The sequence below is a fragment of the Tardibacter chloracetimidivorans genome (assembly GCF_001890385.1).
GTDB lineage: Bacteria > Pseudomonadota > Alphaproteobacteria > Sphingomonadales > Sphingomonadaceae > Tardibacter > Tardibacter chloracetimidivorans.
In genome coordinates this window covers 1,555,786-1,581,329 of sequence record NZ_CP018221.1, presented here as the reverse complement: position 1 = coordinate 1,581,329, position 25,544 = coordinate 1,555,786, and the positions used below count along the sequence as shown (strand labels likewise).

Sequence of the window (25,544 nt, the reverse complement as noted above, 5' to 3'; positions counted from 1 at the left end):
ATCGCGCGGCGCGTCCATTCATTGGTGCGCCATGATCGACACGCGAACCACACCGGCGGCCGATGTTCTGCAACTGATCGGCAACACGCCCCTCATCCGCCTGAAGGGACCGTCCGAGGCGACGGGCTGCGAGATTCTCGCCAAATGCGAGTTCATGAACCCCGGCGGGTCGGTGAAGGACCGGGCGGCGCTGTTCATCGTGGAAGACGCCGAGGCGCGCGGCGCGCTTGAGCCGGGCGGCGTCGTCGTCGAAGGCACCGCCGGCAACACCGGCATCGGCCTTGCCGTCGTCTGCAACGCCAAGGGCTATCGCACCATCATCGTCATGCCCGAGACGCAGAGCCGGGAAAAGATGGATACGCTGAGGGCGCTTGGGGCCGAACTGGTGCTGGTGCCAGCGGCACCCTATTCGAACCCCAACCACTTCGTCCACACCTCACGCCGCATCGCGGAAGAGACGCCGGGCGCGCTCTGGGCCGACCAGTTCGACAACACGGCCAACCGCTTCGCCCATATCCGCACGACCGCGGCGGAGATCTGGGCGCAGACCGGCGGGAAGCTGCACGGCTTCACCTGTGCGGTCGGCACCGGAGGCACGCTCGCCGGGACCGGGCTGGGACTGAAGGAACATTCGCCCGACATCACCATCGCCCTGACCGACCCCTATGGCGCGGCGCTCTATAATTATTACGCGCATGGCGAACTGCGGGCAGAAGGCTCGTCGGTGGCAGAAGGCATTGGCCAGGGGCGGATCACGGCAAATCTTGAAGGCGCACCCGTCGATGCGCAGTTCCGCATTTCGGATGCCGAGGGTGTGCAATGGGTGCATCGGCTGATGATGGAGGAAGGCCTGTGCCTTGGTCTGTCGTCGGGCATCAATGTGGCGGGCGCGGTGGCGCTTGCCCGCGAACTCGGCCCCGGCAAGACCGTCGTCACCATGCTGTGTGATTCAGGGCTGCGCTATCTGTCGACCTTGTTCAACCCGGAATGGTGTAAAACCAAGGACTTGCCCGCTCCTCCGTGGCTGGAAGCTGTGGCATAGAAGGCACAGGGCCGGATAATTCGACATTGACTGCCGGCTCTGTTAGATTGCGACGTAACGACAACCACGAGGGACGAGTTGCGGCCATGCCGACGACGACATCCCGAGCGAGGGTTATGCAACGGGTTCGCATTGGTTTGACAGGTCTGGCGTGCGTGTTTCTGCTCGTCCTGATCGGAACGGCGAGCATCAGCAACGAAGCGCCGGCCGCCAAGCCGGACAAACCTGAAGAAACCCTGGCGCAGCTTGGTATTGCGCCGGGCTCCGGCGAGCAGAGCCGGAGCGAGGAGGAACAGCCGGCGGCGGAGCCGGCCTCCCAGCCCATAGCGATCACACCACCACCGGCGCCGGTTCTGGCGGAATAATCTGACGGCCGCTGCCTTTCCCGGCCGCAATCGCCGGCACATCGCCTCAATCCTTATCCTGACAGGCGGCATTGCCGCCGCCGAGGTCCTGCTTGGCTTCGGGCCGGGGCATTTCCTCATCCGCGAACGAGCGGAGCCTGACGCCTTTCTCGCCTTTCGGCCCTGGCTGATCGGCCTTGCGCTGGCGTCGGCGGTGCTTCTGACAGGCGCGTGGCGGACGGCCGCCGCCGGTGCGGCGCTCTTCATCATAACGGCGACGGTGGCGGAATGGCTCATGCTGTCGGTCACGGGCGAGCCCGATCTCATGGTGCTGGCGCGCGCCGCCGGGCTCAGCCTCGTGCTGGCAGGTGGCGGGGCGCTGGCAGCCGCGGCGTTCCTGCGGCTGCTCGGCGGGAGACGATCGGCGGCCCTCGCCATGCTTGCCTTCGCAGTCGGGATGCTCGCCCTTCGCCCGCCCTATCCATCGGCCGTGCGCTGGTTCGAGGCGAGGCTTCGACCGCCGGTCGCCGAGCCTGACGACAGGGCGCGAAAGGCGGTGCTGGTCAGTGACCTTCCGCTCGTCTGGGGGGAAGGTTCGGCCGCCAGGCTGTTCGCCGATGCGCCGCCGCCACCCGCCAGCTATCGGGCGATGCGCAAGGCTGCGGCCATAACCCCCGCCGATGTGCTGAGCGAGGACGCGCTTGCCGGCGCGGATCTGTTGATCCTGGCCCAGCCGCGCGCCTTGACCCCGGTCGAACTGCTTGTCGTCGACGAGTGGGTGAGGGCGGGGGGACGCGCCCTGCTGTTCGCCGATCCGGCGCTGCATTGGGCGGGTGAACTGCCGCCGCACCTGCCGCGCCCGCCACGAACGTCGCTGATCCGACCGTTGCTCTCGCATTGGGGGCTGGAGTTGCTGCCCGGCGAACCCGGCTTTCGGGTCATGCGCCCATCGTCTTCGGCCATGGTCCGCGTGGGCGTGCACAGCCCCGGCAACCTCCGCTCGCGGACGAGCGACTGCACCATCTCGATGAACGGCCTCATGGCCGATTGCGCGATCGGCAAGGGGCGGGCGCTCGTCCTTGCCGACGCCGATCTTCTGCGCGACGCAAGCTGGTTTGGGCCTGGCGCTCAGGGCGAAAGCCGGGGCGCACGGATCGCCGACAACGGCCACCTTGTTTCGGCCGCCGCGCAAATGCTGCTGGACGGGCAGGACAGCATGTCCGCATCCGATGTCCGCTGGATGACCGCCGTCCCAAAAAGGGACGTGCCGTTGATTCTCGCAGGGCTCGCCATCCCGCTGCTGCTGGCCTGCGCGGGAATCGCAAAGCGACTCAAAACCCGCTGATCTGTCCCGTTATCGGAATACACCGACTTATCCACAGGCTTTTCCGGCCGTGGATTAGGCGCGCTTGCACCAACATCACGGTGGGAAAAGCCCGGATTTCCGTGCTATCCCCAACTTAAACCAGCTTTGCCCACAAAATCCCATTGAAGCCCATTGCATCCCCATGTTATCCATCAATCCACAGGGACGGGCTTTCCTATGTCGGATAGCTGACACGGTTGCGGACGCGTGGCCGTGAACAGGGAGGTCTTGGTTCCTGCTGATGGGGCTTTGCCGGGACAATGCAGGGATTCTTCCACGGCTATGCGATGAACGGGATCGACGCGAAGAACCGCGTTTCGGTCCCGTCCGGCTATCGTGAGGTGATCGAGGCCCGGTCCCATGCCCGCATCATCGTGCTTGCCCCGCACGAACGCGAACCCTGCCTCATCGGATATGACCAGGCCTATTCGGCCAGACTCTACGAAAAGCTCGACCGCCGCTTCGGCGACGATTTCGGCCCCGAGCGCGACGACGCCGCGCGCAGGCAGTTCGGCGCGACCGAACAGCTTGGCTATGACGACAATGGGCGGATCGTCCTCTCGCCCATGATCAAGGAGCTGGGCGAGCTGGACAGGCTGGCCTTCTTCATTGCCGCCGGCGACACCTTTGAAATCTGGAATCCCAACGTCCTGCTCGAGGTGAAGGGCGCTTCCGATCCGCGTCTGGCGCGCATCGTCCGGGCGCAGATCGAAGCGAAGGGAGGCAAGGCATGACCGCTGCCGTCCCCGCCGCCGCGCCCCATGTCCCGGTTCTCCTTGCCGAGGTGATGCGGGGGCTTGCCCTCAACGCCGGTGACGTTCTGGTGGACGGCACCTTCGGCGCGGGCGGCTATACGCGCGCGGCCCTTGCCGCCGGCGCGGGCCATGTCTGGGCCTTTGATCGCGATCCCAACGCCATTGCCGAAGGGCGCTCGTTGGAAGATGGGTCCGACGGGCGGCTGACGCTGATCCACGACCGCTTTTCCAACATGGTGTCGGCGCTCGGCGCACGCGGCGTCGCAGAGGTGGACGCCGTGACCTTCGACATCGGCGTTTCCTCGATGCAGCTCGACAGGGCGGAGCGCGGCTTCAGCTTCCAGTCCGACGGCCCGCTCGACATGCGGATGGAGGGGGAGGGGCCAAGCGCTGCCGATTTCCTCAACACCGCCGACGAATCGATGATCGCCGACGTCATCTTTGCGCTGGGCGAGGAGCCCAAGGCGCGTCGCATCGCAAGGGCGATCGTCCACGCCCGCCCGATCGAGCGCACCGGCCAGCTCGCCGATATCGTCCGCAAGGCGACGGGGCACCGCCCCGGCGAGCCGAAGGACCCGGCGACCCGAACCTTTCAGGCGATCCGCATTCATGTGAACCGCGAGCTTGAGGAACTGGACGAAGGGCTGCGCGCGGCCGAGCGGATGCTGAAGCCGGGCGGGCGGCTGGCCGTCGTCAGCTTTCACAGCCTTGAAGACCGGGTGGTGAAGCGCTTCCTGCGCGATCGCAGCGGCAAGGCTCCCGGTGCGTCGCGTCACATGCCGCTGACCGGCTCCGGCCCGCAGCCGAGCTTTGAAGCCGTCGCAAAGCCGGTCCGGGCGGGCGAGGCCGAACTCAAGACAAATCCCCGCGCGCGATCGGCGACGCTGCGGGTTGCCCGGCGGACCGCCGCGAATTCATGGGAGGCCAGGTGATGATCGTTGGAACGCGTTTGCGATCGGTTGTGATGATTGCGGTGATGACGTCGTTCGCGCTGGCATTCTACATGATCTCGCTGAAGGTTTCTGCCGAGCGGTCTGCCGTCGAAAGGCTGGAGCGGCGGATCGCGTCCAGCATGATGAGCATCCGGCAGCTTCAGTCCGAACTCGGCACGCGCGAGCGGCTGCCACAGATCGAAAAGTGGAACGCCGAGGTGCTGGCCCTGTCGGCTCCGAAGGCAGGCCAGTATCTGGACGGCGCTGTCGAGCTGGCGGCCTTCGCCAATGATGGCCGGTCGTCGCTCGATGCACGCCTGCAGCCGGCGATCGCCGATGGCGAACAGGCGCCTCGCACCGCCCAGGTGCGGACCGTCGCCTATGCCAGCGTGGCAAAGCCGGCCGCTTCTCCCGGACAGCCGGTCGTGACCTTCACGGCCGAGCGTGAAGGCGAGAGCGGCGGCCAGCCGCTGCTGCGGACAGCGTCCTATCGCGCCAGGCCGGATCGCCCTGCCGCGGCGTCGGTGCTCAGCGCCTCGGTACTCACCGAAATCCGCGACGTCGCGGCGCTTGAGGCGAGCGGCCTCACCCAGGCGCGGGTGCGGTGAACGCCGCCGCCGCGCGCGAAGCACGGATCAGACTAGCGGGCCAGCGCCAGGCGGCGCTGGCTCTCGCGCGTCAGCGGCTGATGGTTGTCCTGCTGCTGTTTCTGGGCGTGCTTGCGGTGATCGCGCTGCGGCTGTTCGACCTGTCCGTTCTGCAGAACCGCTCCAGCAGCGCTCCGGCCGATCCATTCGCGGCGCTGGTGCCGCCGCGCGCCGACATCGTCGACAGGAACGGCGTCTATCTCGCCCGCACGTTCGAGGCCTATGCAGTCTCCGTTCGCCCGCGCCAGTTGATTGGCGATCCCCGCCAGCGCGCGCGCGAACTCGCGCAGCTGCTGCCCGGCACGGACGAGGACGTCATCTACAAGACCCTGAAAAGTGACCGTAGCTTTGCATTTCTGAAACGTCGCGTGCTGCCGGAGACCGCGCATGCGATCAACGCTTTGGGCGAGCCCGCGATCACGCTGGAGCGCGAGACCGAGCGGCTCTATCCGCAGACGTCGCTTGCCGCCCATGTGCTCGGCTTCACCGATATCGACGGGCGTGGACGCGCGGGCATGGAACGCGCCGAAGACGACCGGCTGGTGCGCGAGGACATGCGCGACACGCCGCTGGTCCTGTCGATCGACAGCCGCGTCCAGCAGGCGGTCGAGGGAGAACTTGGCGCGGCAATGGCCAAGTTCAACGCCATCGGTGCGGCGGGCATCGTGCTGGACGTGCACACAGGCGAAGTCATCGCCATGACGTCGCTGCCCAGCTTCAACCCGAACGATCCCGCCGGGGCGTCTCCGGAGGAGATGTTCAACCGCGCGACGCTTGGCGTCTATGAGCTTGGTTCCACCTTCAAGACCATCACGCTCGCCATGGGCATGGATCTGGGCGTCATCCGTTCAATGGGCCAGCGCTATGACGCGACCGCGCCGCTCAAGATCGGGCGGTTCCGGATCAACGACGACCATCCGCTGAACCGCTGGTTGTCGATCCCCGAGATATTCATCCATTCCAGCAACATCGGCACCGCGCGGATCGCCGACGAGATCGGCATGGAGCGGCAGCGCGCCTATCTGCGAAAGCTGGGGTTCATGGCGCCGGTCGACATCGAACTGAAGGAGCGCGGCCGCACCCTGACGCCCGATCCCTGGGGCAGGGCGGCGGTGCTAACCGTCGGCTTCGGACACGGCATGGCGGTCACCCCGCTTCATCTTGCGACCGCCTATGCGGCGATCGTCAACGGCGGCGTCTGGCGCCCGGCGACGCTGGAAAAGCGCGACCCGGCAAGGGTTCCGGAAGGCAGGCGGGTGTTTTCGGAAGCTACCAGCAGGCAGATGCGCTCGCTCATGCGGCTGGTGGTGCTTGACGGCACCGGCAGGAAGGCGGATGCGCCGGGCTATCGCGTGGGCGGCAAGACGGGCACCGCGGAAAAGGCACGGGCTGGCGGCTATGCCCGCAATGCGCTGGTGACGACCTTCGCGGGCGCTTTCCCGATGGACAATCCGCGCTATGTGGTGGTCGCCATGCTGGACGAGCCGAAGGGAACCAAGGATACCTATGGTTTCGCGACGGCGGGCTGGAACACGGCCCCGGTGGTGTCGAAGGTGGTGAGCCGGATCGGCCCGATACTGGGCGTGGTCCCCAATGAGCGGAAGGACGCCGACTGGCATCCGCTCACCCAATATGTGCAGCAAGAGAAGAAGGGCGATTGAGAGGTGCGGCTTGGCGAACTGATCGGCGGAGAGTCGGGGCCTGAGGTCACCGGCTTTGCGATCGACCATCGCAAGATCGCGCCCGGCAACATCTTCGGGGCCTTTCGGGGCACGCGCGCCAATGGCGAGGATTTCATCCCCGACGCCGTAAGGGCGGGGGCTGTCGCGGTGGTCGCCCGGCCGGAGGCGCGAGTGACAGGCGCGGCCCATGTCGCCGATCCTGAACCGCGCCGCGCCTTTGCACGGCTGGCCGCGCGCTATTATGCGCCATTTCCAACGACGGTGGCGGCCGTCACGGGCACCAACGGCAAGACGTCCACCGTCGAGCTGGCGCGACAGCTGTGGCGGCTGGCTGGGCACAGGGCGGCCTCGATCGGCACGCTGGGCGTGACGACCGCCGACGATCAGGTTTCGACCGGCCTCACCACGCCCGACGTCGCGACTTTCCTGATGAACATGGCGGGGCTCCGCCGCGAAGGCATAAGCCATGCCGCGTTCGAAGCGTCGAGCCATGGCCTGGCGCAATATCGGATCGAAGGGCTGCCGGTGCTGGCGGCCGCCTTCACCAATCTGTCGCGCGACCATCTTGACTATCACGAGACGATGGAGGCCTATCTCGCCGCCAAGCTGCGGCTGTTCAGCGAAGTGGTCGACAGCGACGGAACGGCGGTGATCTGGGCGGACGATCCGGTGTCCTCGCAGGTGATCGATGCGGCGCGTGCCCGTGGATTAAAGGTCATGACGGTCGGCGAGTCCGGTGAGGCGCTGCGCCTCGCCTCCCGCACGACCGCGCTTCTCGGGCAGACGCTTCAGGTGGAGGCGGACGGCAGGGCGCATAGCGTCAATCTTCCGCTGATCGGCGCTTATCAGGCGGCGAACGCGCTGGTCGCGGCCGCGCTGGTGATCGCGACCGGAGGCGATGTGGCGCAAACGCTTGGCGATCTGGCGCGGGTACAGCCGGTGCGCGGGCGGCTGGAGCGGGCGGCGCTGACGAAGACGTGCGCGCCCGTCTATGTCGATTACGCGCATACGCCCGACGGGTTGAAGGCCGCGCTGGAAGCGCTCCGGCCGCATGCGAGTGAGCGGCTGATCCTGGTGTTCGGGGCGGGCGGCGACCGCGACAAAGGCAAGCGTCCGGAAATGGGCCGGGTGGCGGCGGATTTCGCCGACCGGGTGATCGTGACCGACGACAACCCCCGCACCGAGGATGCCGCTGCGATCCGCGCCGATGTTCTGGCGGGCGTTCCGGACGCGGTGGAGATCGGCGGGCGGCGCGAGGCGATTGCCGCCGCCATCGCCGAGGCGGGTGCGCGCGATGTCGTGCTGATCGCGGGCAAGGGACATGAACAGGGACAGATAGTCGGCGATCGGGTGCTGCCCTTCGACGATGTGACGGTTGCGAGGGAGTGCGCGGCATGAACGCGCTCTGGACCTCCGACGAGATCGCGACTGCCACCGGGGGGATGGCGGGCGCGGCCTTCAGTGCGAGTGGCGTTGCGTTCGATTCCCGGGAGATAGAGCCCGGGCATCTGTTTGTTGCGTTGAAGGGAGAGTCCACGGACGGTCATTTGTTCGTGGAGCAGGCGTTTGCGCGGGGCGCTTCGGGCGCGCTGGTCAGCCAGCCCGCCCAACACCCTCATGTTCTGGTTCCCGACACCATGCGGGGGCTGGAAGCACTAGGGATTGCGTCCCGCGCCCGTGCCACAGGCCGTATCGCCGGGATCACCGGCAGCGTCGGCAAGACCGGAACCAAGGAAGCGCTGCGCCTGGCGCTGGAACGCAGCGCGCCGGGCCGGGTCCATGCCTCGGTCAAAAGCTACAACAACCACACCGGCGTGCCGCTCAGCCTTGCCCGCATGCCCGCCGACAGCTGTTACGGCGTGTTCGAAATGGGCATGAACCATGCGGGGGAGCTTGCCGCTCTCACCCGCCTTGTGCGTCCCCATGTGGCGGTCGTCACATGGATTGCTTCCGCCCACCGCGAATTCTTTGCCTCGGAGGAGGCCATTGCCGACGCAAAAGGCGAGATTTTCGAAGGGCTGGAGCCGGGCGGAACGGCGATCATCCCGTTCGACAGCCCGCACCGGGACCGGCTGATCGGCCATGCGCGGCCGCATGCCGGAAAGATCGTCACCTTCGGCAGCGGCGAGGGCGCGGACGTCCGCGCGAGCCATGTCGGCACGGGGAGGGAAGGCGGCAGCCTGATCTCCGCCGAACTGGGCGGCCGGACGCTGACCTTTTCCGTCGGCATGGCGGGCGCGCACTGGGTGAACAACGCGCTTGCCGTCATCGCCGCCGTCGATGCGCTGGGCGGGGATCTGGCGGCGGCGGGTCTCGCGCTTGCCGATCTGAAGGGGTTGCCGGGCCGTGGCGCGCGGCGTCGCATATCGATCGGCGGGGAGGCTGCGCTGCTGATCGACGAAAGCTATAATGCCAATCCCGCCTCCATGGCGGCGGCGCTCAGGGTGCTGGGGGAAACCCCGGCCACGGGCCGCAAGATCGCCGTGCTTGGCGCGATGCGCGAGCTTGGCCCCGGCAGCGACGAATATCATGCAGGTCTTGCCGACGCGGTGCTTGCATCGGGCGCTGCCCATGCACTAGTCGTCGGGCCGGAAATGGCGGCGCTGGCAAGCGCGCTTGGAAGCGGTATCGACGTCCGGCATCTCGCCGACGCGGCCGCCGCCGAGCAGGCGCTGCGCGACCTGATCGGGGCGGGCGACGTGGTTCTCGTCAAAGGGTCCAATTCAGTGGGGCTGGGGCGGCTGGTGGCGTCGCTTTCAGACGATGGGGTCGAGTCATAAGAAATGTTCCGTGCCTATCCGCTTGACGCATACACCCACTACATCTAGTGGCTGCCTTGTGGCGCGCGCCTGACTTTTCCTGCGGCTTGGTGCCACCCAAAGCGGTTGTAAAGGGTGGGGATTGTGGACGTTCTTGACCGCGACAAGCTGCCGTTCCCGAAATCCCTCCCCGAGTTCCAGCGGCTTTTCCCGGATGATGGCGCTTGCGCGTCCTGGCTTGAAAAAGCTCGCTGGCCTGATGGATTTGCGTGCCCACGCTGTGGCGTCGTCGGCGATCCGTTTCGTTTCACCACTCGGCCTGTCATCCTGATGTGCCGCTCGTGTCGCCGTCAGACCGGCCTGATGGTCGGCACGGCCATGGAACGAAGCCACATCCCGCTCAGCGTGTGGTTCTGGGCCGCTTACCTGGTTGCGAGTCAGACGACCGGCATATCTGCCGTCCAGTTGCAGCGCCAGCTTGGCCTGACCCGGTACGAGACGGCCTTTGGCCTGCTCCATAAACTGCGCGCCGCGATGGTGCGCCCCGATCAGGATCGGATCGGCGGGCAGAGCGGTCAGCATGTCGAGGTCGATGAGACCTGGATCGGCGGGCGAACGCGCGGCGAAGGCCGGGGAACCCACCACAAAACGCTGGTGGTCGCCGCCGTCGAAGTTCGTCACCGGGAGCCTGGCACTGGCCAGGACCGCCGCCGGAACGGACGCTATGCCGGAAGGGTTCGATTGGCCATCGGTGCAGACCGCAGTGCCGGTGCCCTTGGTGGCTTTGTACAGAGCGCGGTCGAGCCGGGAACGCTGGTCATCACCGATGATTGGAGCGGCTATAGCGGGTTGCAGGGCGGCGGTTACGACCATCACGCCATCGCCCAGTGTGGCGACCCGGAGGTGTCCGAAGAGTTCCTGCCCATCGTCCATCTGGTGTTCTCAAACCTCAAAGCGTGGCTCAACGGCATCCACCACGGCGTCAGCACCAAGCATCTGCAAGCCTACCTCAACGAGTTCACTTTCCGCTTCAATCGCCGCTTCTACCCGTTCAACGCCTTCCGATCCCTCCTCGGGATCGCCAGTGATATCGAGGCGCCGACCTTTGCCGAACTCTACTCAGGCCAATGGACCCACCATACCATATCTAGTGGGTGTATGCCTTAAGCGGATAGGCACGATATGTTCTATGAACTGGCGCAGGCGCTCGATTTTCCGGGGATTCTCAACCTCATCCGCTACCTCTCCTTCCGGGCGGGCGCGGCGGCGCTGACGGCGCTTGTCATCGGCCTGTTGATCGGCCCCAAGTTCATCGGCTGGCTGCGGCTGAAGCAGGGCAAGGGCCAGCCGATCCGCGAGGACGGCCCCGCCTCGCACCTCATCACGAAAAAAGGCACGCCCACCATGGGCGGGCTGATGATCCTCGCCGCGATGACGCTGTCGACATTGCTGTGGATGGATTTCAGCAACCGCTACACCTGGGCGTGCCTGTTCGTGACGCTGGGCTTCGGCCTGATCGGCTTTCTCGACGATTACGACAAGGTGACCAAGCGCAGCCACAAGGGCGTGTCGGGCAAAGTCCGGCTGCTGCTGGAGTTTGCAATCGCGATGATGGCGGTGTTCGCCATCAGCCAGATGTCGGGCACCATGCTTTACCTGCCGTTCCTGAAGGACGCCGGGCTGGAGCTTGGGCTGTTCTACATCCTGTTCGCGGCGACCGTAATCGTCGGATCCGGCAACGCCGTGAACCTGACCGACGGGCTGGACGGCCTTGCCACCATGCCGGTCATCATCGCCGCCCTCACCTTCGCGGTGATCGCCTATCTGGTCGGCAATGCGTTGTTCGCCGATTATCTGGGCGTCCATCATGTGCTGGGTGCGGGCGATCTGGCGGTGTTCTGCGCCGCCATCATCGGCGCGGGCCTTGCCTTTTTGTGGTATAATGCGCCGCCTGCGGCCGTGTTCATGGGCGATACCGGAAGCCTCGCGCTTGGCGGCGCGCTCGGCTCGATCGCGGTCGTCACCAACCATGAGATCGTTCTGGCGATCGTCGGCGGCCTGTTCGTGCTGGAAGCGGTGTCGGTGATCGTGCAGGTCGCAAGCTACAAGGCCACCGGCAAGCGCGTGTTCAGAATGGCTCCCATTCACCATCATTTCGAGCATCTCGGATGGTCGGAACCGACCGTGGTCATCCGCTTCTGGATCATCAGCCTCGTGCTGGCGCTGGCGGGCCTTTCAACGCTGAAGCTCAGATGATCGTCTCCGCCGCCTTTCGCGGCAAACGCTATGCCGTGTTCGGGCTGGCGCGATCCGGGCTGGCCGCGGTGCGCGCGCTTGTCGCCAGCGGCGCCGACGTTATCGCGTGGGACGACAACGAGGCTGCCCGACAGGCTGCCGGGGGGGCGGAACTCGTCGATCTCGGCGCTGCCGATCTGAAGTCGCTCCGCCTCGATGCGCTGGTCGTGTCGCCGGGCGTGCCGCTCAACACCCATCCGCTGGCGGCCGCCGCCAGAAGCGCCGGCGTTCCCGTCATCGGCGACATCGAACTGTTCGCCCGCGCCCGCCGGTCGCTGCCGCAGCACCGGGTGGTCGGCATCACCGGCACGAACGGCAAGTCGACCACCACGGCGCTTGTCCACCACATACTGACGCAGACCGGCGTGTCCTCGCTGCTGGGCGGCAACATCGGCCTGCCGATCCTGGATCAGGAGCCGCTGCCCAAGGGCGGCGTCTATGTGTTGGAACTGTCCTCCTTCCAGCTTGATCTGACGCAGAGCCTTGCCTGCGACATCGCGGTGCTGACCAACATCACGCCCGATCATCTGGACCGCTATCAGAGCTTTGAGGCCTATGCCGAATCCAAGGCGCGGCTGTTTGCGATGCAGGCCCCGAGCGGACGGGCGGTGATCGCGACCGACGATGAGGAGACCCGCAGGATCGCCCGCAACGTCCGCGCCCAGTTGACCGAGGTGTCGGCCACCCGCCGCACGCGCTACGGCGTGCAGGTGATCGACGGCAGGCTCCATGTCGATGGCCGTATCCTCGGGAGTCAGGCGGACTGGCCCAACCTCCAGGGGCCGCACAACGCCCAGAATGCAGCAGCCGCGGTCGCCGCCTGCCGCGCGCTTGGCCTTCCCGATGCCGCGATCGCATCGGCGCTCAGGAGCTATCGCGGCCTGCCGCACCGAATGGAGCGGGTGAAGGAAAAGGGCGGCGTCCTCTTCGTCAACGACAGCAAGGCGACCAATCCCACCTCCGCCGCTCCGGCGTTGGGCGCTTATCCGGCGATCCACTGGATATTGGGCGGCCGTGCGAAGTCGGATGATCTGGATGCGTGCGAGCCGTGGCTGGACCACATCAAGGCGGCCTATACCATCGGCGAGGCCGGGCCGATGTTCGCGCGGTTGCTGAAGGGCAAGGTTGGCAAGGTGATCGAGGCGGGCGACATCGACAAGGCCGTTGCCGCCGCCGCCGCCGCCGCAAGGCCGGGCGAGGTGGTGCTGCTTTCGCCTGCCTGTGCGTCCTACGATCAGTTCAGCGATTTCGAGGCGCGCGGCCGCGCCTTTGCGGCGGCGGTGGAAAGGGTGACGCAGTGATTGGCCCGGCAACCGTCAAGGCCAATCCGGTGGCCCGCCTGGGGCGGTCCGACCGGACGCCGCTCGGCCGCTGGTTCTGGACGATCGACCGCGTGCTGCTGCTGATGATCTTCGTTCTGATGTGTATCGGCCTCATCGCCGTGGCGGCTGCCTCGCCCGCCGCCGCCTATCGATATTCGGGCGGCGCGCACCAGCTGGGCGACCTGCACTATTTCAAGCGCCAGCTGATGTGGGTGATGCTCGGCCTGCCGGTGATGTTGGGCGTTTCGATGCTCAGCCGAAAATGGGCGCTCCGGCTGGCGCTTGCCGGAACGCTGCTGTTCATGCTGCTGCTCGCCCTTGTGCCGTTCATCGGCAAGGAGGCGAATGGCGCGCATCGCTGGATCGGCGTCGGCGGCTTTCTGATCCAGCCGTCGGAGTTCCTGAAGCCGCTGTTCATCGTCACGACCGCCTGGCTGCTGGCGCTGGGGCATGAAGACCGCACCGTCCCCGCCAAGCGAATATCCGCCGTTCTGCTCGCCATCGTCGTCGTCCTGCTCGTCCAGCAGCCCGACATCGGCCAGACCGCCCTGTTCGGCGCGGTGTGGATGGTTCAGGCGGTGCTTGCGGGCCTGACCGTCCAGGCCATCGCTGGACTGGTCGCCGCGGGCATCGTCGGCCTCAGCGCCTGCTATCTGCTCATCCCGCACGTCACCTCGCGCATCGACCGCTTTCTGACCGGCGGCGGCGACACCTATCAGATCGACCGCGCGCTGGATGCATTGCGGGCCGGCGGTCTGTTCGGCGCGGGCCCCGGCGAAGGTGCGATGAAGCTGAAGCTGCCCGAGCCGCACACCGACTATATCTTCGCCGTCATCGGTGAGGAGTTCGGCGCGATCGCCTGCCTTGCGCTCGCGTCGCTGTTCATCGCCATCGTCGTGCGGGTGACGATCCGGCTGCTGGACGAGGAAGACCCGTTCCTGCTCTATGCCTCGGCCGGGCTGGTGACGCAGTTCGGGCTTCAGGCCGTGATCAACATGGGGGTGAACCTCAACCTGCTGCCGTCAAAGGGAATGACCTTGCCCTTTATCAGCCACGGCGGCTCGTCGATGATCGCATTGTGCATCGGAATGGGGCTTCTGCTGGCCTTCACGCGCCGCAATGCGTATCTGAAGCGGTCCCCCTATGTCGGCGGGTGGAAGGAATGAACTCGATCTCGCTTCATATCGTGCTGGCGGCCGGCGGCACCGGCGGCCATATGGTGCCCGCCGATGTGCTGGGCCAGGTTCTGCGCGCGCGGGGGCATCATGTCGCGCTTGTCACCGACGAGCGGGGGCTGAAGCTGCCGGGGCTGTTCGACGGCGTGCCACGCCATGTCATCCCGTCCAGCACGCTGTCCGGCGGGCCGCTTGGCTGGCTCAGGGCCTGGAAGACGATCCGCGAGGGGCGGGCCGCCGCCTCAAGGCTTTACGAAAGCTTCCATCCGTCGGTCGTCGTCGGCTTCGGCGGCTATCCGGTGCTGCCTGCGATGCTGGCGGCGCGGAAGATGGGCATCGCGACGGTCATCCACGAGCAGAACTCCGTGCTGGGCCGGGTCAACCGGCTGCTGGCGCGCAAGGTGGACATGATCGCCACCGCCTATGCCGATGTGAAGTGGCTGCCCTCGGCCACGCTTGAAAAGACCGTCATGGTCGGCAATCCGGTGCGGGAAGAGATCAGGGCGCTTCGGGAGCAGCCCTATCCGGCGCTGAGCGACGAAGGCCTGTTCCGGGTTCTGGTCGTCGGCGGCAGCCAGGGGGCGACGGTTCTGTCGGACATCGTGCCGGACGGGCTCGGGATGCTGCCCCCCAATTTCCGCTCGCGGCTGCAGGTGACGCAGCAGTGCCGCCCCGAAGACATCGAGCGGGTGCGCGAAACCTATGCCCGGCTTGGCATTCCCGCCGAATGCGCCACCTATCTGGAAGACCTGCCGCAAAGGCTTGCATGGACGCATCTGGTGATCGCGCGTTCGGGCGCATCGACCGTGGCGGAGCTGACCACCGCCGGTCGCCCCGCCATCCTCATTCCCTTTGCCGCCGCCACCGACGATCACCAGACCTTCAACGCGCGCGATATCGTGGAGGCGGGCGGCGCGCGGATGATCCCGCAGGATCGTTTCACCCCGGTGGAACTCGCCAAGCAGATGCAGAAGCTGGGGCTGGAGCCGCAGGCGCTGGCCAACGCCGCCGGACGGGCGCGATCGGTCGGCTGGCCCGATGCGGCGAACCGGCTTGCCGATCTGGTGGAAGAGCTTGGCTATTCGCGCATCGGCTGGAACGTCGAAACCCGCGCCTTCGAGGATGCTTGAGCGATGAAAGGCGTCAGCCGCGATATCGGGACCATCCATTTCATCGGCATCGGCGGCATCGGCATGTCCGGGATCGCCGAGGTGATGCACAACCTCGGCTATACGGTGCAGGGGTCCGACGTCGCCGACAGCTATGTGGTGGCGGGGCTCAGGAAGCGCGGCATCAAGGTGATGATCGGCCATGACGCGGGGAATCTCGGCGATGCGGCGGTGGTCGTCACGTCGACTGCGATCCGGCGCGGCAATCCCGAGGTGGAGGCGGCGCTTGAGCGGCGCATTCCGGTCGTCCGGCGTGCGGAGATGCTGGCCGAACTGATGCGGCTGAAATCCACCGTCGCCATCGCGGGCACGCACGGCAAGACGACGACCACGTCGATGGTCGCGGCGCTGCTGGATGCGGGCCATCTGGACCCCACCGTCATCAACGGCGGCATCATCAACAGCTATGGCTCCAACGCCCGGCTGGGCGAGGGCGAATGGATGGTGGTGGAGGCCGACGAGAGCGACGGCTCCTTCCTCCGGCTGGACGGCACGGTCGCCGTCGTCACCAACATAGACCCCGAACACCTCGATCACTATGGCGATTTCGACAGGGTGAAGAACGCCTTTGTCGAGTTTGTCGAGAATGTGCCCTTTTACGGCGCGGCCGTGCTCTGCCTCGACCATGCGGAGGTGCAGGCGATCATCCCGCGCATCCGCGACCGGCGCGTCGTCACCTATGGCTTTTCCGCCCAGGCCGATGTGCGCGGCGACAATGTCACGCCGGTGCCGGGCGGCAACCGCTTCGACGTGGCGGTGCGCGATCGTTCGGGCGCAAGCCGCACGATCACCGGCCTGATGCTGCCGATGCCCGGCCGCCACAATGTGCAGAACGCGCTTGCGGCCGTCGCCGTCGCGATCGAGCTTGGCATAGACGATGGTTCGATCCGCGACGGATTTGCCCGTTTCGGCGGGGTGAAGCGGCGCTTCACCAAGGTGGGTGAGATTGCCTGCGAGGGCGGGGTTGCCGCCGTGATCGACGATTACGCCCATCATCCGGTGGAAATCCGCGCCGTGCTGGCCGCCGCGCGGGAAGGGGCCACGGGCCGCGTCGTCGCTGTCGTCCAGCCGCACCGCTTCACCCGGCTGCGCGACCTGATGGAGGACTTCCGCTCCGCCTTCAACGATGCGGACACGGTCTATGTGACGCCCGTCTATCCTGCGGGAGAAGCGCCCATCGAAGGCATCGACGCCGCCGCGCTGGTGACGGGCCTGAAGCAGCGCGGGCATCGCGCCGCGATGGAAACATCGGGGCCGGACGACCTCGCCGCCCAGCTTGCCGACACGCTGCAACAGGGCGACACGGTGATCTGCCTCGGCGCGGGTGACATCACCAAATGGGCTGCGGGCCTTGCCGATGCGGTCAACATCCGGCGGAAGGCGGCTGAATGACGCGCATCGCCTCCCTGCGCTCGGGCGATCTACCGCTGCCGCCCCTTGCCGGAACGGCGGAGGCGGGCGGCTCGCTTGCCGATTTCATCTGGTTCCGGACGGGCGGCGCTGCCGAATGGCTGGTGAGGCCCAGGGACATGGCCGATCTCGCGCAGTTCCTTGCCGCACTTCCCCCGCAAATGCCGGTGCTTCCCGTCGGCGTGGGGTCCAACCTGATCGTGCGCGACGGCGGGGTGCCGGGGGTGGTGATCCGGCTTCCGAAGGCCTTCGCCAAAGTGGCGGTGGAGCCGGGCAACCGCATCCGCGCCGGTGGCGCCGCCATGGGCATCACCGTCGCTTCGGCGGCGCGGGACGCGGGCATTGCCGGGCTGGAGTTCCTGCGCGGAATCCCCGGCACGGTCGGCGGCGCGGTGAAGATGAACGCCGGGGCCTATGGGCGCGAGGCCAAGGATATTCTGGTCGAATGCACGCTGGTGACGCGTGAAGGCGTGATCGAGGTCTGGCCGCTCGACCGGCTGCGCTACAGCTACCGCCATTCGGAGTTGCCCGATGGTGCGGTGGTGGTGGAGGCGCTGTTCGAGGGTGCGCCCGGCGACCCGGTCGTCATCGGCGCGGAGATGGATCGCATCGCGGCCGAGCGCGAGGCAAGCCAGCCTTTGCGTTCGCGCACGGGCGGCTCCACCTTCAAGAATCCCGATGGGCACAAGGCATGGCAACTTGTCGACGCGGCCGGTTGCCGGGGCTTGCGGAAGGGCGGGGCGCAGGTTTCCGAAAAGCACTGCAATTTCCTGCTGAACCTCGGCGACGCCACCTCGGCCGACATCGAGGATCTGGGCGATGAGGTGCGCGCCCGCGTCAAGGCGCAATCCGGTGTCGACCTGCAATGGGAAATCGCGCGCGTGGGAGTGAGAAAGTGACCAGCCCCCTTCATGTTGCTGTTCTGATGGGCGGATGGTCGTCGGAGCGGGAGGTTTCGCTCGTCTCCGGCGCGGGCATTGCCGATGCGCTGGAAAAGCTGGGGCACAGGGTCACGCGCATCGACATGGGCCGCGACGTGGCCCAGCGGCTTGCCGAAACGAAGCCCGACGTCGTGTTCAACGCGCTGCACGGCACCCCCGGAGAGGATGGCACGGTGCAGGGTATGCTGGACCTGATGGGCCTGAAATACACCCACAGCGGCCTTGCGACCTCGGTTCTCGCCATCGACAAGCAGATTACCAAGACGCTGCTCGCAGGCACCGGCGTGCGCGTGCCGGGCGGCATGATCGTGTCGTCGGAAAGCATATATGCGCGCGATCCGCTGCCGCGTCCCTATGTGCTGAAGCCGGTCAACGAAGGGTCGTCGGTCGGTGTCGCGATCGTGACGGAGGAGAGCAATTACGGCTCGCCGATCAGCCGCGACGCCGAAGGGCCTTGGAAGCATTTCGGCCGCCTGCTTGCGGAGCCTTTCATCCCCGGCCGCGAACTGACCGTGGCGGTGCTCGGCGACCAGCCGCTCGCCGTCACCGAACTGAAGCCGATGCGCGGCTTTTATGATTATGACGCGAAGTATACCGATGGCCTCACCACCCATGTCTGCCCGGCGGAAGTCCCGGCGGACGTGGCGCAGGCGGCGATGGACATGGCCTTGGCCGCGCACCAGGCGCTGGGCTGCAAGGGCTGCTCGCGCTCCGATTTTCGCTGGGACGACAGCAAGGGCGTGGAAGGCCTTTATTTCCTTGAGGTCAACACCCAGCCGGGCATGACTCCGCTCAGCCTTGTTCCCGAACAGGCAAGGCATTGCGGCATCAGCTATGAGGATCTGGTCGGCAGGATATTGGAGGCGGCCTTATGAGCGAGCCAATCGCGCTCAGGCGCGGATCGCGCCCCAAACCGGCTTCGCTCAAACGCCGGACTCCGCCTCAGACGCGGCGGAACGGAGCGACCTCGCCCTTTCCACCCGATCTCGTCCGGCGCGCGACCCAATGGGGCATCGGCGGATTGATCGCGGTCGGATCGGTCGTCACGGTCTGGTTGATGGGCCTGCCGCAGCAGATCGCATGGGAAACGGGCGAAGCGATCGGGCGGGCGGGCTTTGCCGTGCGCCATGTCGATGTCAGCGGCGTTCAGCGCATGGCCCGGCTGCCCGTCTATGCGGCCGCGCTCGATCAGCCGTCCAACGCGATGCCGCTGGTCGATCTCCAGCAGATCCGCGAACGCCTGCTGGCGCAGCCATGGGTTGCCGATGTCAGCGTTTCCCGCCGCCTGCCCGATACGCTTGCGATCCGGGTGGTGGAGCGCGAGCCGATGGCCCTGTGGCAGAATCAGGGCGTTGTGCATCTGGTCGATGCCAATGGAGTCGCGCTTCAGCCCGTCGACGCACGGAACTGGCCGGACCTGCCGCTGATCGTCGGGCCGGACGCCAATCTCCAGGCCAAGGCGCTGCTGACGCTGCTGGATGCAGCACCCGCGCTCAAGGCCGAAATGACCGACGCAGTCTGGATCGGCGGCCGGCGCTGGGACATTCGCTTCCGCTCGGGCGAGACGCTGGCCCTGCCCGAAGGCGATGCGGCCGCGATTCGCGCGTTGAAGCTGTTTGCAAAGCTGGATGGCGCGCAGGGCCTGCTCAAGCGCGGTTTCGTCCGGTTCGACATGCGCCTGCCCGACAAGATGGTGATCCGCGTCACCGACGAGCCGGGGCGGCAGGCGACGCCCGTGATCTCGGCCGAAAATGCGGTGCCGATCTGACATGCTGGCGCGGGGCGGCGATTTGTGATTCAGCGGTTGGGTTGGTTGGGGGGATTTGAAACGGGATGGTGAGGCCGGGCAGCGAAAGGGTGATCGCGGCGCTTGACGTCGGTTCGTCGAAGGTCTGCGCGCTGATCGCGCTGATCTCGCCCGAAGGCGAGACGCGCGTGCTTGGCACCGGCCAGCGCGCCTGCCAGGGCGTGAAGCGCGGCTATGTCGCCGATATGGAAAAGACCGAACTCGCCATTCGTCAGGCGGTAGACCAGGCGGAACGCAACGCTCAGGTCAACGCCGACAGCGCGTTCGTTAGCTTTTCGGCGGGCGGGCTCGACAGCGACATTGCGTCGGTCGATGTCGATATCGCCGGGCATCGCATCGAGCAGGCCGACATCGACCTGGTGCTGTCGGAAGGCAAGCGCAGCCTCGATCCGGGCAATCGCACCGTGCTCCATGCCCAACCGGCGCTCTATACGCTGGACGGGCTTCAGGGGGTTATGAACCCGCTTGGCTTTCACGCCAACCGGCTTGGCGTCGACATTCACGTCATCACCGCCGACACGCCGCCGATCCGCAATCTCGACCTGTCTGTCCGGCAGGCGCATATGGGTGTCGACAAGATCGTGGCCGCGCCTGTCGCAAGCGGGCTTTCCTGTCTTGTGGCCGAAGAGCGGGAGCTTGGCGTCGCGCTGGTGGAGCTTGGCGCGGGCGTCACCAATGTGGCGGTCTTCGCGCGCGGAATGCTGGTGGGGCTTTCATCCATCCCGATGGGCGCGGCCGACATCACCGACGACATCGCGGCTGCCTTTTCAACCCGCCGCGAACATGCCGAGCGGCTGAAATGCTTCTATGGCTCGGCGACCAACAGCCCGCGCGACAATCATGAGATGATCGAGATCATGCCGCTGTCGGAAGACGACGGGGCCGAGCCGGGTCGAGTCACCCGGTCCCAGCTGATTTCCGTGATCCGTCAACGGCTTGACCTTCTGCTCGGCGACATTGGAGCGCGGCTCAACGATATGGGCTTTACGGGACCGGGTGGAAGGCAGCTAGTGTTGTGCGGCGGCGGCGCGGAATTGAAGGGCATCGCCGACTTTGCGCAGGGCGTGCTTGGCCGTTCGGTCAGGGTCGGGCGTCCGCGCGGACTGGTGGGGCTGCCGGAAGCGCAGTCGACGGCGGCTTTTTCGACATTGGCGGGTCTCGCGCTGTTCGCGGGATCGGACAATGTGGATATCACCAGCATAGGAATGCAGGAAAATGCGGCCCCGCGGTCGCTGGGAAATGCACTGTTGGGCAAGTTGATCCAGGTCTTTCGGAGCAATCCGTAGAAAAATTTCGGGAAAGGGCATTTTCGGGATTCCCCCGCGAATCGCTTTAGGGTTAGATAGTGTGGTGCTTGCGTCGAAGGGCGCAACATATGGGGGCAAGGGAGCTTATCATGAGCCTGGAGCTGGTTCGTCCGGAACTCACTGAACTGAAGCCGCGGATCACCGTGATCGGCGTTGGCGGGGCTGGCGGAAACGCGGTCGACAACATGATCCAGTCGGGGCTTCAGGGCGTCGATTTCGTCGTGGCGAACACCGATGCGCAGGCGCTGGCGCTGAACCCGGCGGAAACGCGCATCCAGCTTGGCCTCAAGATCACCCAGGGGCTGGGCGCGGGCTCCCGTCCCGAGATCGGCCGCGCCGCCGCAGAGGAGACGATGGAGCAGCTCGAGGGCGCGCTTGACGGCGCTCACATGTGCTTCATCACCGCCGGCATGGGCGGCGGCACCGGCACCGGCGCTGCCCCCGTCGTCGCCAAGGCCGCGCGCGAACGTGGCATCCTGACGGTCGGCGTCGTGACCAAGCCCTTTTCGTTCGAGGGCCAGCGCCGCATGCGCTCGGCCGAGGAAGGCATCGTCGAGCTGCAAAAGCATGTCGACACCCTCATCATCATTCCGAACCAGAATCTCTTCCTGATCGCCAACGCCAACACGACCTTCAAGGAAGCGTTCGCCATGGCCGACCAGGTGCTGCACCAGGGCGTGCGCGGCATCACCGATCTGATGGTGATGCCCGGCCTCATCAACCTGGATTTCGCCGACATCCGCACCGTGATGAGCGAGATGGGCAAGGCGATGATGGGCACCGGCGAGGCGGACGGCGACAACCGAGCGATCGAGGCGGCCGAAAAGGCCATCGCCAACCCGCTGCTGGACGAAGTGTCGATGCGGGGCGCAAAGGGCGTCATCATCAACATCACCGGCGGCGACGACCTGCGCCTGATGGAGGTGGACGAGGCCGCCAATCATATCCGCGAGATGGTGGACCCCGACGCCAACATCATCGTCGGTTCGGCCTTCAATCCCGATCTTGACGGCAAGATGCGCGTTTCGGTGGTCGCGACCGGCATTGACGCGCGCGCGGTCGAAGAGCCGCAGCCGCAGGCCAGCCGGTTCGGCGGTTTTTCCGCCACGCCCATCGGCGCCGGTCTCGGCGGATCGCGGAGCTGGTCGGCGACGCCCGCCCCCGCCAAGGTGGAGCCGGCCCCCGCGCCCGTGGCGGCCGCTGCGCCGGAACCCGCTCCAGCGCCGGCGCCTGCTCCGGTGGAAGCGGCGGCTCCCGAACCCGCCACCCAGGAAGTGGCGGACGACGAGCTGAATCTGGAAGCCGAGAATATCATGCAGCCGGAAGCCGAGGCTGTGGCTGAACCCACGCCCGCGCCGGTCGAGGAGCCGGTCCAGCAGGCCCGGATCACTCCGCTGCGCAGCGAGCCGGAAGCAAGGACGCCGCCTGCCGAGCGGGACTGGATCGCCCAGCCTTCCGCCCGCCCCGCCGATCCGGTCGTGGATGCCGACCGCCCGCTGACGCTGTTCGAGCGGATGATGAACATCAGCCGCGGCGCGCCCAAGGCGAATGAGGCCGGCGCTGCTCCGGCAGCGCCCGAGCCTGCCCCACCGGCGCGGTCGGGCAGTTCGGACAATATCGAGATTCCGCGCTTTTTCCGCCGACAGGTCAACGACTGATCCACGGCAAGGCCGGTTACGGGGCCGCGTGACCTTTCCGGTCGCGTGGCCCTTGTCCGTCAGGAATGGCGTTCCGGCGCGATGCGCCCCCGGCGGAGGTTGACCGCCGCCGCCGAAGCTGGTCTTTGGCGGCACGCTCTTCTGGTTAGGACTTCATGATCAGCTTGCGGCTGCTGCTGGCCTTCGCCCTTCTTGCCCTTGCGCCCGACGCCACAGCCCAGACCGGCGCGTCGGCTCGCGCCGCCGAGGCGATCCGGCTTGCCGGGATCGCACGTCAGGAATCGGCGCTCGGCCGCCATCAATCGGCCCTGTCCCATTATGTCCGCGCCATCGCAGGCGATCCGGATAACGTCACGATCCTCTCCGCCGCCGGGGAGGAGGCGTTATTGGTGGGCGACAGCGACGCCGCGTTCGGATTTCTGGGGCGGGCGGTGACTCTCAGCCCCCGCGATCCACGCGTGCGTGCGGCCTATGGGCGGGCGCTCGTGATGTCCGCCCGGCCCAAGGATGCGCTGACCCTGTTCCGGCAGGCGGTCGATCTTGGCATGCTGGAGGGAGCGGTAGCGGGCGACCGGGGCCTCGCCCGCGATCTGCTGGGGGATAGCCGCAAGGCGCAGCGCGATTACCGGCTGGCGCTGACGGCTAGGCCCGGCGATCCCGTCGTGACGCAAAGACTGGGTCTGTCGCTTGCGATTTCGGGCGAAAGGGCGGCGGCGCTGGCGCTGGTCCAGCCGCTCGCGCGCGGGCAGACCGAGGGCAATGCCGTGCGGACGCTCGCCTTCATCCACGCCCTGACCGGCGATGTGGCTTCGGCGCGCAGGCTTGCGCTTTCCAGCATGGGCACCGAGGAGGCCGACGCCTATACCCCCTTCTTCGCCCGTCTTGCGTTGCTCAACGCTGAAAACAAGGCGATGGCCGTGCATCTCGGGCGGTTACCGCAAAGCCGTCGTAAACCGGAAGAGGCGGCGGTCCCGCTCAGCGTGAAAATGCCCAAGGGCGATCCCGTCTCGATGCGCGCCGCAGCGCACGGCCATGCGCCGCCGGAGATTGGCCCGCGTTCGGCCGATACGCCCGCGCCCGCTCCCGCTGAAAGTGTGACGAAAGCGCCGCCCCCGCAGGCGATTGCAGCCAGCCCCTGCGACGCCTTGTCGGGGCGGGCGAAGACACGCTGCGAAGCCAATGAGCGAGCGCTGGCAAGGCGGTGCGCAAGCGGCCGACGCACGGCCGAATGCGTGGAATATGCCGCCCGCCGGACTGTTTCGAATGAGGGCAAAGCCAAGACGGCCGAAGCCGCGCCGCCGCGTTCGACCCCGCCCGCACCCGTCGCCGATCCTTGCGCGGGACTGAGCGGAGCAAGGGCGGTGCAGTGCCGCGCCGATACCCGTGCGCTTGATCGCCGCTGCGGCGGTCCCAATCCCCAAAAGACGGCGGAATGCCTCGCCTATGCCAGGACGCGCACCGGCGCGGAACCGGCAAAAGCTGTGGAACGTCACTGGGTGCAGATCGCAAGCGGGCGCAACGAAGACGACATGCCCAGGGAATGGGCGCGGCTGAAGGCGAAGGCCCCGGCGGTGCTTGCCCGCCGCACGCCCTATGTCGCGGCCGCTTCCGGAACCAACCGCCTGCTCATCGGTCCTTTTGACAGCCTGTCCGCCGCGCGCGATGTTGTGAACAGGTTGAGCGGCGTGGGCATATCAACCTTTCCATGGACCAGCCCTGCTGGAGAAGATGTCGACAAGCTCGCGGGCAAGTGAGGGCAAGAGAGATGCTGTTGGCACCCTATGCTGGCGATCCGGCCCGGTCGCGGGGGAGATTGCATGATGAGGCGAACCGGGGCGTGCGGGGGCCGCGCGACGCCTTTCAGCGCGACCGCGACCGCATCATCCATTCCATCGCCTTCCGCCGCCTGCGGCACAAGACGCAGGTGTTCGTCGCGCCCGACGGCGATCACTTCCGCGTGCGCCTCACGCACAGCCTTGAGGTCGCGCAGATCGCCCGGACCATCGCCCGCGCGCTTCGATTGAACGAGGATCTGACGGAGGCGCTGGCGCTTGCCCATGACATCGGCCACCCGCCCTTCGGCCATGCGGGCGAGTTCGCGCTCCAGTCGGCGATGGAATCGGCCGGCGGGTTCGATCACAACGCCAACACCATCAGGGTGCTGACGCTGCTGGAGATGCCCTATCCGGACTGCACCGGGCTGAACCTCAGCTGGGAAACGCTGGAAGGGCTGGCCAAGCACAATGGCCCGGTCACGGCACCGTCCTGGGCGCTTGCCGAATATGATGCTCTACATCCGCTGGATCTGAACAGCTGGCCCAGCCTTGAAGCGCAGGTGGCGGCACTTGCCGACGATATCGCCTATGACAATCACGATATCGACGACGGCCTGCGCGCCGGGCTCTTTACGCTTGAGGATCTGTTGACGGTGCCGTTCGTCGCCTCGAGCTGGGATGCGGTGCGCAGCCGATTCCCGCAGGCGGAGCCGAAGCGACTGGTGCTGGAGCTGACCCGCGAGATGATCGGGCACATGGTCAACAACCTTATCAGCGAGAGCAGCGACCTGATCGAGCGCAGCGGCGTGCAAAGCCCCGAGGACGTGCGCGAAGCGGGCCGCGCCCTCATCGCCTTCAGCCCCGCCATGCTTCGCGCCGAGCATCAGATGAAGGCCTTTCTGCGCGCACACATGTATCGCCATCCGGCCGTGCTGGAGCTTACCAATGCAGCCCAATCTGTGGTTGGCACGCTTGCCGAGGCCTATCTGGCCGCGCCCGAGCGGATGCCCGAGGAATGGGGCGGGGAACTGCCCGCCGGTCAGCAGGATCGCGCCCGGCAGGTGGGCGACTTCATATCGGGCATGACGGACCGCTACGCGCTGGCCCGCTATCGCGAACTGACGGGCAAGCCGTCGCCGTTGCCGGACGGGTTCTAAC

General features: G+C 66.7%; 22 protein-coding genes. All 22 read left to right on the top strand.

Translation table 11 applies throughout. From position 1 onward, the window contains the following. Nucleotides 1–31: 31 nt before the first annotated feature. The 22 genes from BSL82_RS08260 to BSL82_RS08155 all read left to right on the top strand — a co-directional run bounded on the left by BSL82_RS08260 (nucleotide 32) and on the right by BSL82_RS08155 (nucleotide 25,543). On the top strand, nucleotides 32–1,042 hold the full coding sequence (locus BSL82_RS08260; RefSeq protein WP_072598682.1) for a cysteine synthase A: 1,011 nt from the start codon (nucleotides 32–34) through the stop codon (nucleotides 1,040–1,042). A gap of 116 nt (nucleotides 1,043–1,158) precedes the next feature. Further along, nucleotides 1,159–1,407, top strand: a complete 249-nt coding sequence (locus BSL82_RS08255) for a hypothetical protein (protein ID WP_226998670.1) — start codon at nucleotides 1,159–1,161, stop codon at nucleotides 1,405–1,407. Between the two features lie 193 nt (nucleotides 1,408–1,600). Continuing rightward, a complete protein-coding gene (locus tag BSL82_RS08250; protein WP_072596851.1) occupies nucleotides 1,601–2,731 on the top strand; it encodes a Gldg family protein in 1,131 nt (376 codons plus the stop codon). Between the two features lie 281 nt (nucleotides 2,732–3,012). Further along, nucleotides 3,013–3,486: a division/cell wall cluster transcriptional repressor MraZ gene (locus tag BSL82_RS08245; RefSeq protein WP_072596850.1), complete on the top strand. Its 474-nt coding sequence runs from the start codon at nucleotides 3,013–3,015 to the stop codon at nucleotides 3,484–3,486. After that, on the top strand, nucleotides 3,483–4,439 hold the full coding sequence (gene rsmH / locus BSL82_RS08240) for a 16S rRNA (cytosine(1402)-N(4))-methyltransferase RsmH (protein WP_072596849.1): 957 nt from the start codon (nucleotides 3,483–3,485) through the stop codon (nucleotides 4,437–4,439). Before BSL82_RS08245 ends, rsmH begins: the two co-directional genes overlap by 4 nt. Next, on the top strand, nucleotides 4,439–5,047 hold the full coding sequence (locus BSL82_RS08235; RefSeq protein ID WP_158010747.1) for a hypothetical protein: 609 nt from the start codon (nucleotides 4,439–4,441) through the stop codon (nucleotides 5,045–5,047). The genes rsmH and BSL82_RS08235 overlap by 1 nt, the downstream gene beginning before the upstream one ends. Beyond that, a complete protein-coding gene (locus tag BSL82_RS08230; RefSeq protein ID WP_072596847.1) occupies nucleotides 5,044–6,747 on the top strand; it encodes a peptidoglycan D,D-transpeptidase FtsI family protein in 1,704 nt (567 codons plus the stop codon). The genes BSL82_RS08235 and BSL82_RS08230 overlap by 4 nt, the downstream gene beginning before the upstream one ends. Nucleotides 6,748–6,750: 3 nt before the next feature. Beyond that, complete coding sequence (locus BSL82_RS08225) at nucleotides 6,751–8,166, top strand: UDP-N-acetylmuramoyl-L-alanyl-D-glutamate--2,6-diaminopimelate ligase (protein ID WP_072596846.1); 1,416 nt, start codon at nucleotides 6,751–6,753, stop codon at nucleotides 8,164–8,166. Then, nucleotides 8,163–9,548, top strand: a complete 1,386-nt coding sequence (locus BSL82_RS08220; protein ID WP_072596845.1) for a UDP-N-acetylmuramoyl-tripeptide--D-alanyl-D-alanine ligase — start codon at nucleotides 8,163–8,165, stop codon at nucleotides 9,546–9,548. Before BSL82_RS08225 ends, BSL82_RS08220 begins: the two co-directional genes overlap by 4 nt. Before the next feature lie 123 nt (nucleotides 9,549–9,671). Next, nucleotides 9,672–10,694, top strand: a complete 1,023-nt coding sequence (locus BSL82_RS08215) for an IS1595 family transposase (RefSeq protein ID WP_048575010.1) — start codon at nucleotides 9,672–9,674, stop codon at nucleotides 10,692–10,694. A 15-nt stretch (nucleotides 10,695–10,709) separates the two neighbouring features. Continuing rightward, nucleotides 10,710–11,783 (top strand): phospho-N-acetylmuramoyl-pentapeptide-transferase, encoded by a 1,074-nt coding sequence (mraY, locus tag BSL82_RS08210; RefSeq protein WP_072596844.1) that lies wholly within the window; start codon nucleotides 10,710–10,712, stop codon nucleotides 11,781–11,783. Beyond that, on the top strand, nucleotides 11,780–13,123 hold the full coding sequence (gene murD, locus BSL82_RS08205) for a UDP-N-acetylmuramoyl-L-alanine--D-glutamate ligase (RefSeq protein ID WP_072596843.1): 1,344 nt from the start codon (nucleotides 11,780–11,782) through the stop codon (nucleotides 13,121–13,123). The genes mraY and murD overlap by 4 nt, the downstream gene beginning before the upstream one ends. Continuing rightward, a complete protein-coding gene (locus BSL82_RS08200) occupies nucleotides 13,120–14,310 on the top strand; it encodes an FtsW/RodA/SpoVE family cell cycle protein (protein WP_072596842.1) in 1,191 nt (396 codons plus the stop codon). The genes murD and BSL82_RS08200 overlap by 4 nt, the downstream gene beginning before the upstream one ends. Next, the gene (gene murG / locus BSL82_RS08195) at nucleotides 14,307–15,449 is read left to right on the top strand and encodes an undecaprenyldiphospho-muramoylpentapeptide beta-N-acetylglucosaminyltransferase (RefSeq protein ID WP_072596841.1); all 1,143 of its coding nucleotides are present in this window, start codon (nucleotides 14,307–14,309) and stop codon (nucleotides 15,447–15,449) included. Before BSL82_RS08200 ends, murG begins: the two co-directional genes overlap by 4 nt. 3 nt (nucleotides 15,450–15,452) lie before the next feature. Next, nucleotides 15,453–16,880: a UDP-N-acetylmuramate--L-alanine ligase gene (gene murC / locus BSL82_RS08190; protein ID WP_072596840.1), complete on the top strand. Its 1,428-nt coding sequence runs from the start codon at nucleotides 15,453–15,455 to the stop codon at nucleotides 16,878–16,880. Then, on the top strand, nucleotides 16,877–17,797 hold the full coding sequence (gene murB / locus BSL82_RS08185; RefSeq protein WP_158010746.1) for a UDP-N-acetylmuramate dehydrogenase: 921 nt from the start codon (nucleotides 16,877–16,879) through the stop codon (nucleotides 17,795–17,797). The genes murC and murB overlap by 4 nt, the downstream gene beginning before the upstream one ends. After that, entirely contained in the window at nucleotides 17,764–18,714 is a 951-nt protein-coding gene (locus BSL82_RS08180; RefSeq protein ID WP_072596839.1) for a D-alanine--D-alanine ligase, read from the top strand. The genes murB and BSL82_RS08180 overlap by 34 nt, the downstream gene beginning before the upstream one ends. Next, complete coding sequence (locus tag BSL82_RS08175; RefSeq protein ID WP_072596838.1) at nucleotides 18,711–19,607, top strand: cell division protein FtsQ/DivIB; 897 nt, start codon at nucleotides 18,711–18,713, stop codon at nucleotides 19,605–19,607. The genes BSL82_RS08180 and BSL82_RS08175 overlap by 4 nt, the downstream gene beginning before the upstream one ends. A 65-nt stretch (nucleotides 19,608–19,672) precedes the next feature. Then, nucleotides 19,673–20,932, top strand: coding sequence for a cell division protein FtsA (ftsA, locus tag BSL82_RS08170; protein WP_072596837.1), 1,260 nt, complete (start codon nucleotides 19,673–19,675; stop codon nucleotides 20,930–20,932). A 110-nt stretch (nucleotides 20,933–21,042) separates the two neighbouring features. Beyond that, nucleotides 21,043–22,611, top strand: coding sequence for a cell division protein FtsZ (ftsZ, locus tag BSL82_RS08165; protein WP_072596836.1), 1,569 nt, complete (start codon nucleotides 21,043–21,045; stop codon nucleotides 22,609–22,611). Nucleotides 22,612–22,766: 155 nt separating this feature from the next. Continuing rightward, a complete protein-coding gene (locus BSL82_RS08160; protein WP_072596835.1) occupies nucleotides 22,767–24,365 on the top strand; it encodes an SPOR domain-containing protein in 1,599 nt (532 codons plus the stop codon). An 11-nt stretch (nucleotides 24,366–24,376) separates the two neighbouring features. Next, complete coding sequence (locus tag BSL82_RS08155) at nucleotides 24,377–25,543, top strand: deoxyguanosinetriphosphate triphosphohydrolase (protein ID WP_072596834.1); 1,167 nt, start codon at nucleotides 24,377–24,379, stop codon at nucleotides 25,541–25,543. The last annotated feature ends 1 nt before the right edge of the window (nucleotide 25,544 follow it).

Coding starts and splice junctions, on each gene's coding strand:
- BSL82_RS08260 (WP_072598682.1), top strand. CDS start 32: ATGATCGACACGCGAACCACACCGGCGGCCGATGTTCTGCAACTGATC.
- BSL82_RS08255 (WP_226998670.1), top strand. CDS start 1,159: ATGCAACGGGTTCGCATTGGTTTGACAGGTCTGGCGTGCGTGTTTCTG.
- BSL82_RS08245 (WP_072596850.1), top strand. CDS start 3,013: ATGCAGGGATTCTTCCACGGCTATGCGATGAACGGGATCGACGCGAAG.
- rsmH (WP_072596849.1), top strand. CDS start 3,483: ATGACCGCTGCCGTCCCCGCCGCCGCGCCCCATGTCCCGGTTCTCCTT.
- BSL82_RS08235 (WP_158010747.1), top strand. CDS start 4,439: ATGATCGTTGGAACGCGTTTGCGATCGGTTGTGATGATTGCGGTGATG.
- BSL82_RS08220 (WP_072596845.1), top strand. CDS start 8,163: ATGAACGCGCTCTGGACCTCCGACGAGATCGCGACTGCCACCGGGGGG.
- mraY (WP_072596844.1), top strand. CDS start 10,710: ATGTTCTATGAACTGGCGCAGGCGCTCGATTTTCCGGGGATTCTCAAC.
- murD (WP_072596843.1), top strand. CDS start 11,780: ATGATCGTCTCCGCCGCCTTTCGCGGCAAACGCTATGCCGTGTTCGGG.
- murG (WP_072596841.1), top strand. CDS start 14,307: ATGAACTCGATCTCGCTTCATATCGTGCTGGCGGCCGGCGGCACCGGC.
- murC (WP_072596840.1), top strand. CDS start 15,453: ATGAAAGGCGTCAGCCGCGATATCGGGACCATCCATTTCATCGGCATC.
- murB (WP_158010746.1), top strand. CDS start 16,877: ATGACGCGCATCGCCTCCCTGCGCTCGGGCGATCTACCGCTGCCGCCC.
- BSL82_RS08180 (WP_072596839.1), top strand. CDS start 17,764: ATGGGAAATCGCGCGCGTGGGAGTGAGAAAGTGACCAGCCCCCTTCAT.
- BSL82_RS08175 (WP_072596838.1), top strand. CDS start 18,711: ATGAGCGAGCCAATCGCGCTCAGGCGCGGATCGCGCCCCAAACCGGCT.
- ftsA (WP_072596837.1), top strand. CDS start 19,673: ATGGTGAGGCCGGGCAGCGAAAGGGTGATCGCGGCGCTTGACGTCGGT.
- ftsZ (WP_072596836.1), top strand. CDS start 21,043: ATGAGCCTGGAGCTGGTTCGTCCGGAACTCACTGAACTGAAGCCGCGG.
- BSL82_RS08160 (WP_072596835.1), top strand. CDS start 22,767: ATGATCAGCTTGCGGCTGCTGCTGGCCTTCGCCCTTCTTGCCCTTGCG.
- BSL82_RS08155 (WP_072596834.1), top strand. CDS start 24,377: ATGCTGTTGGCACCCTATGCTGGCGATCCGGCCCGGTCGCGGGGGAGA.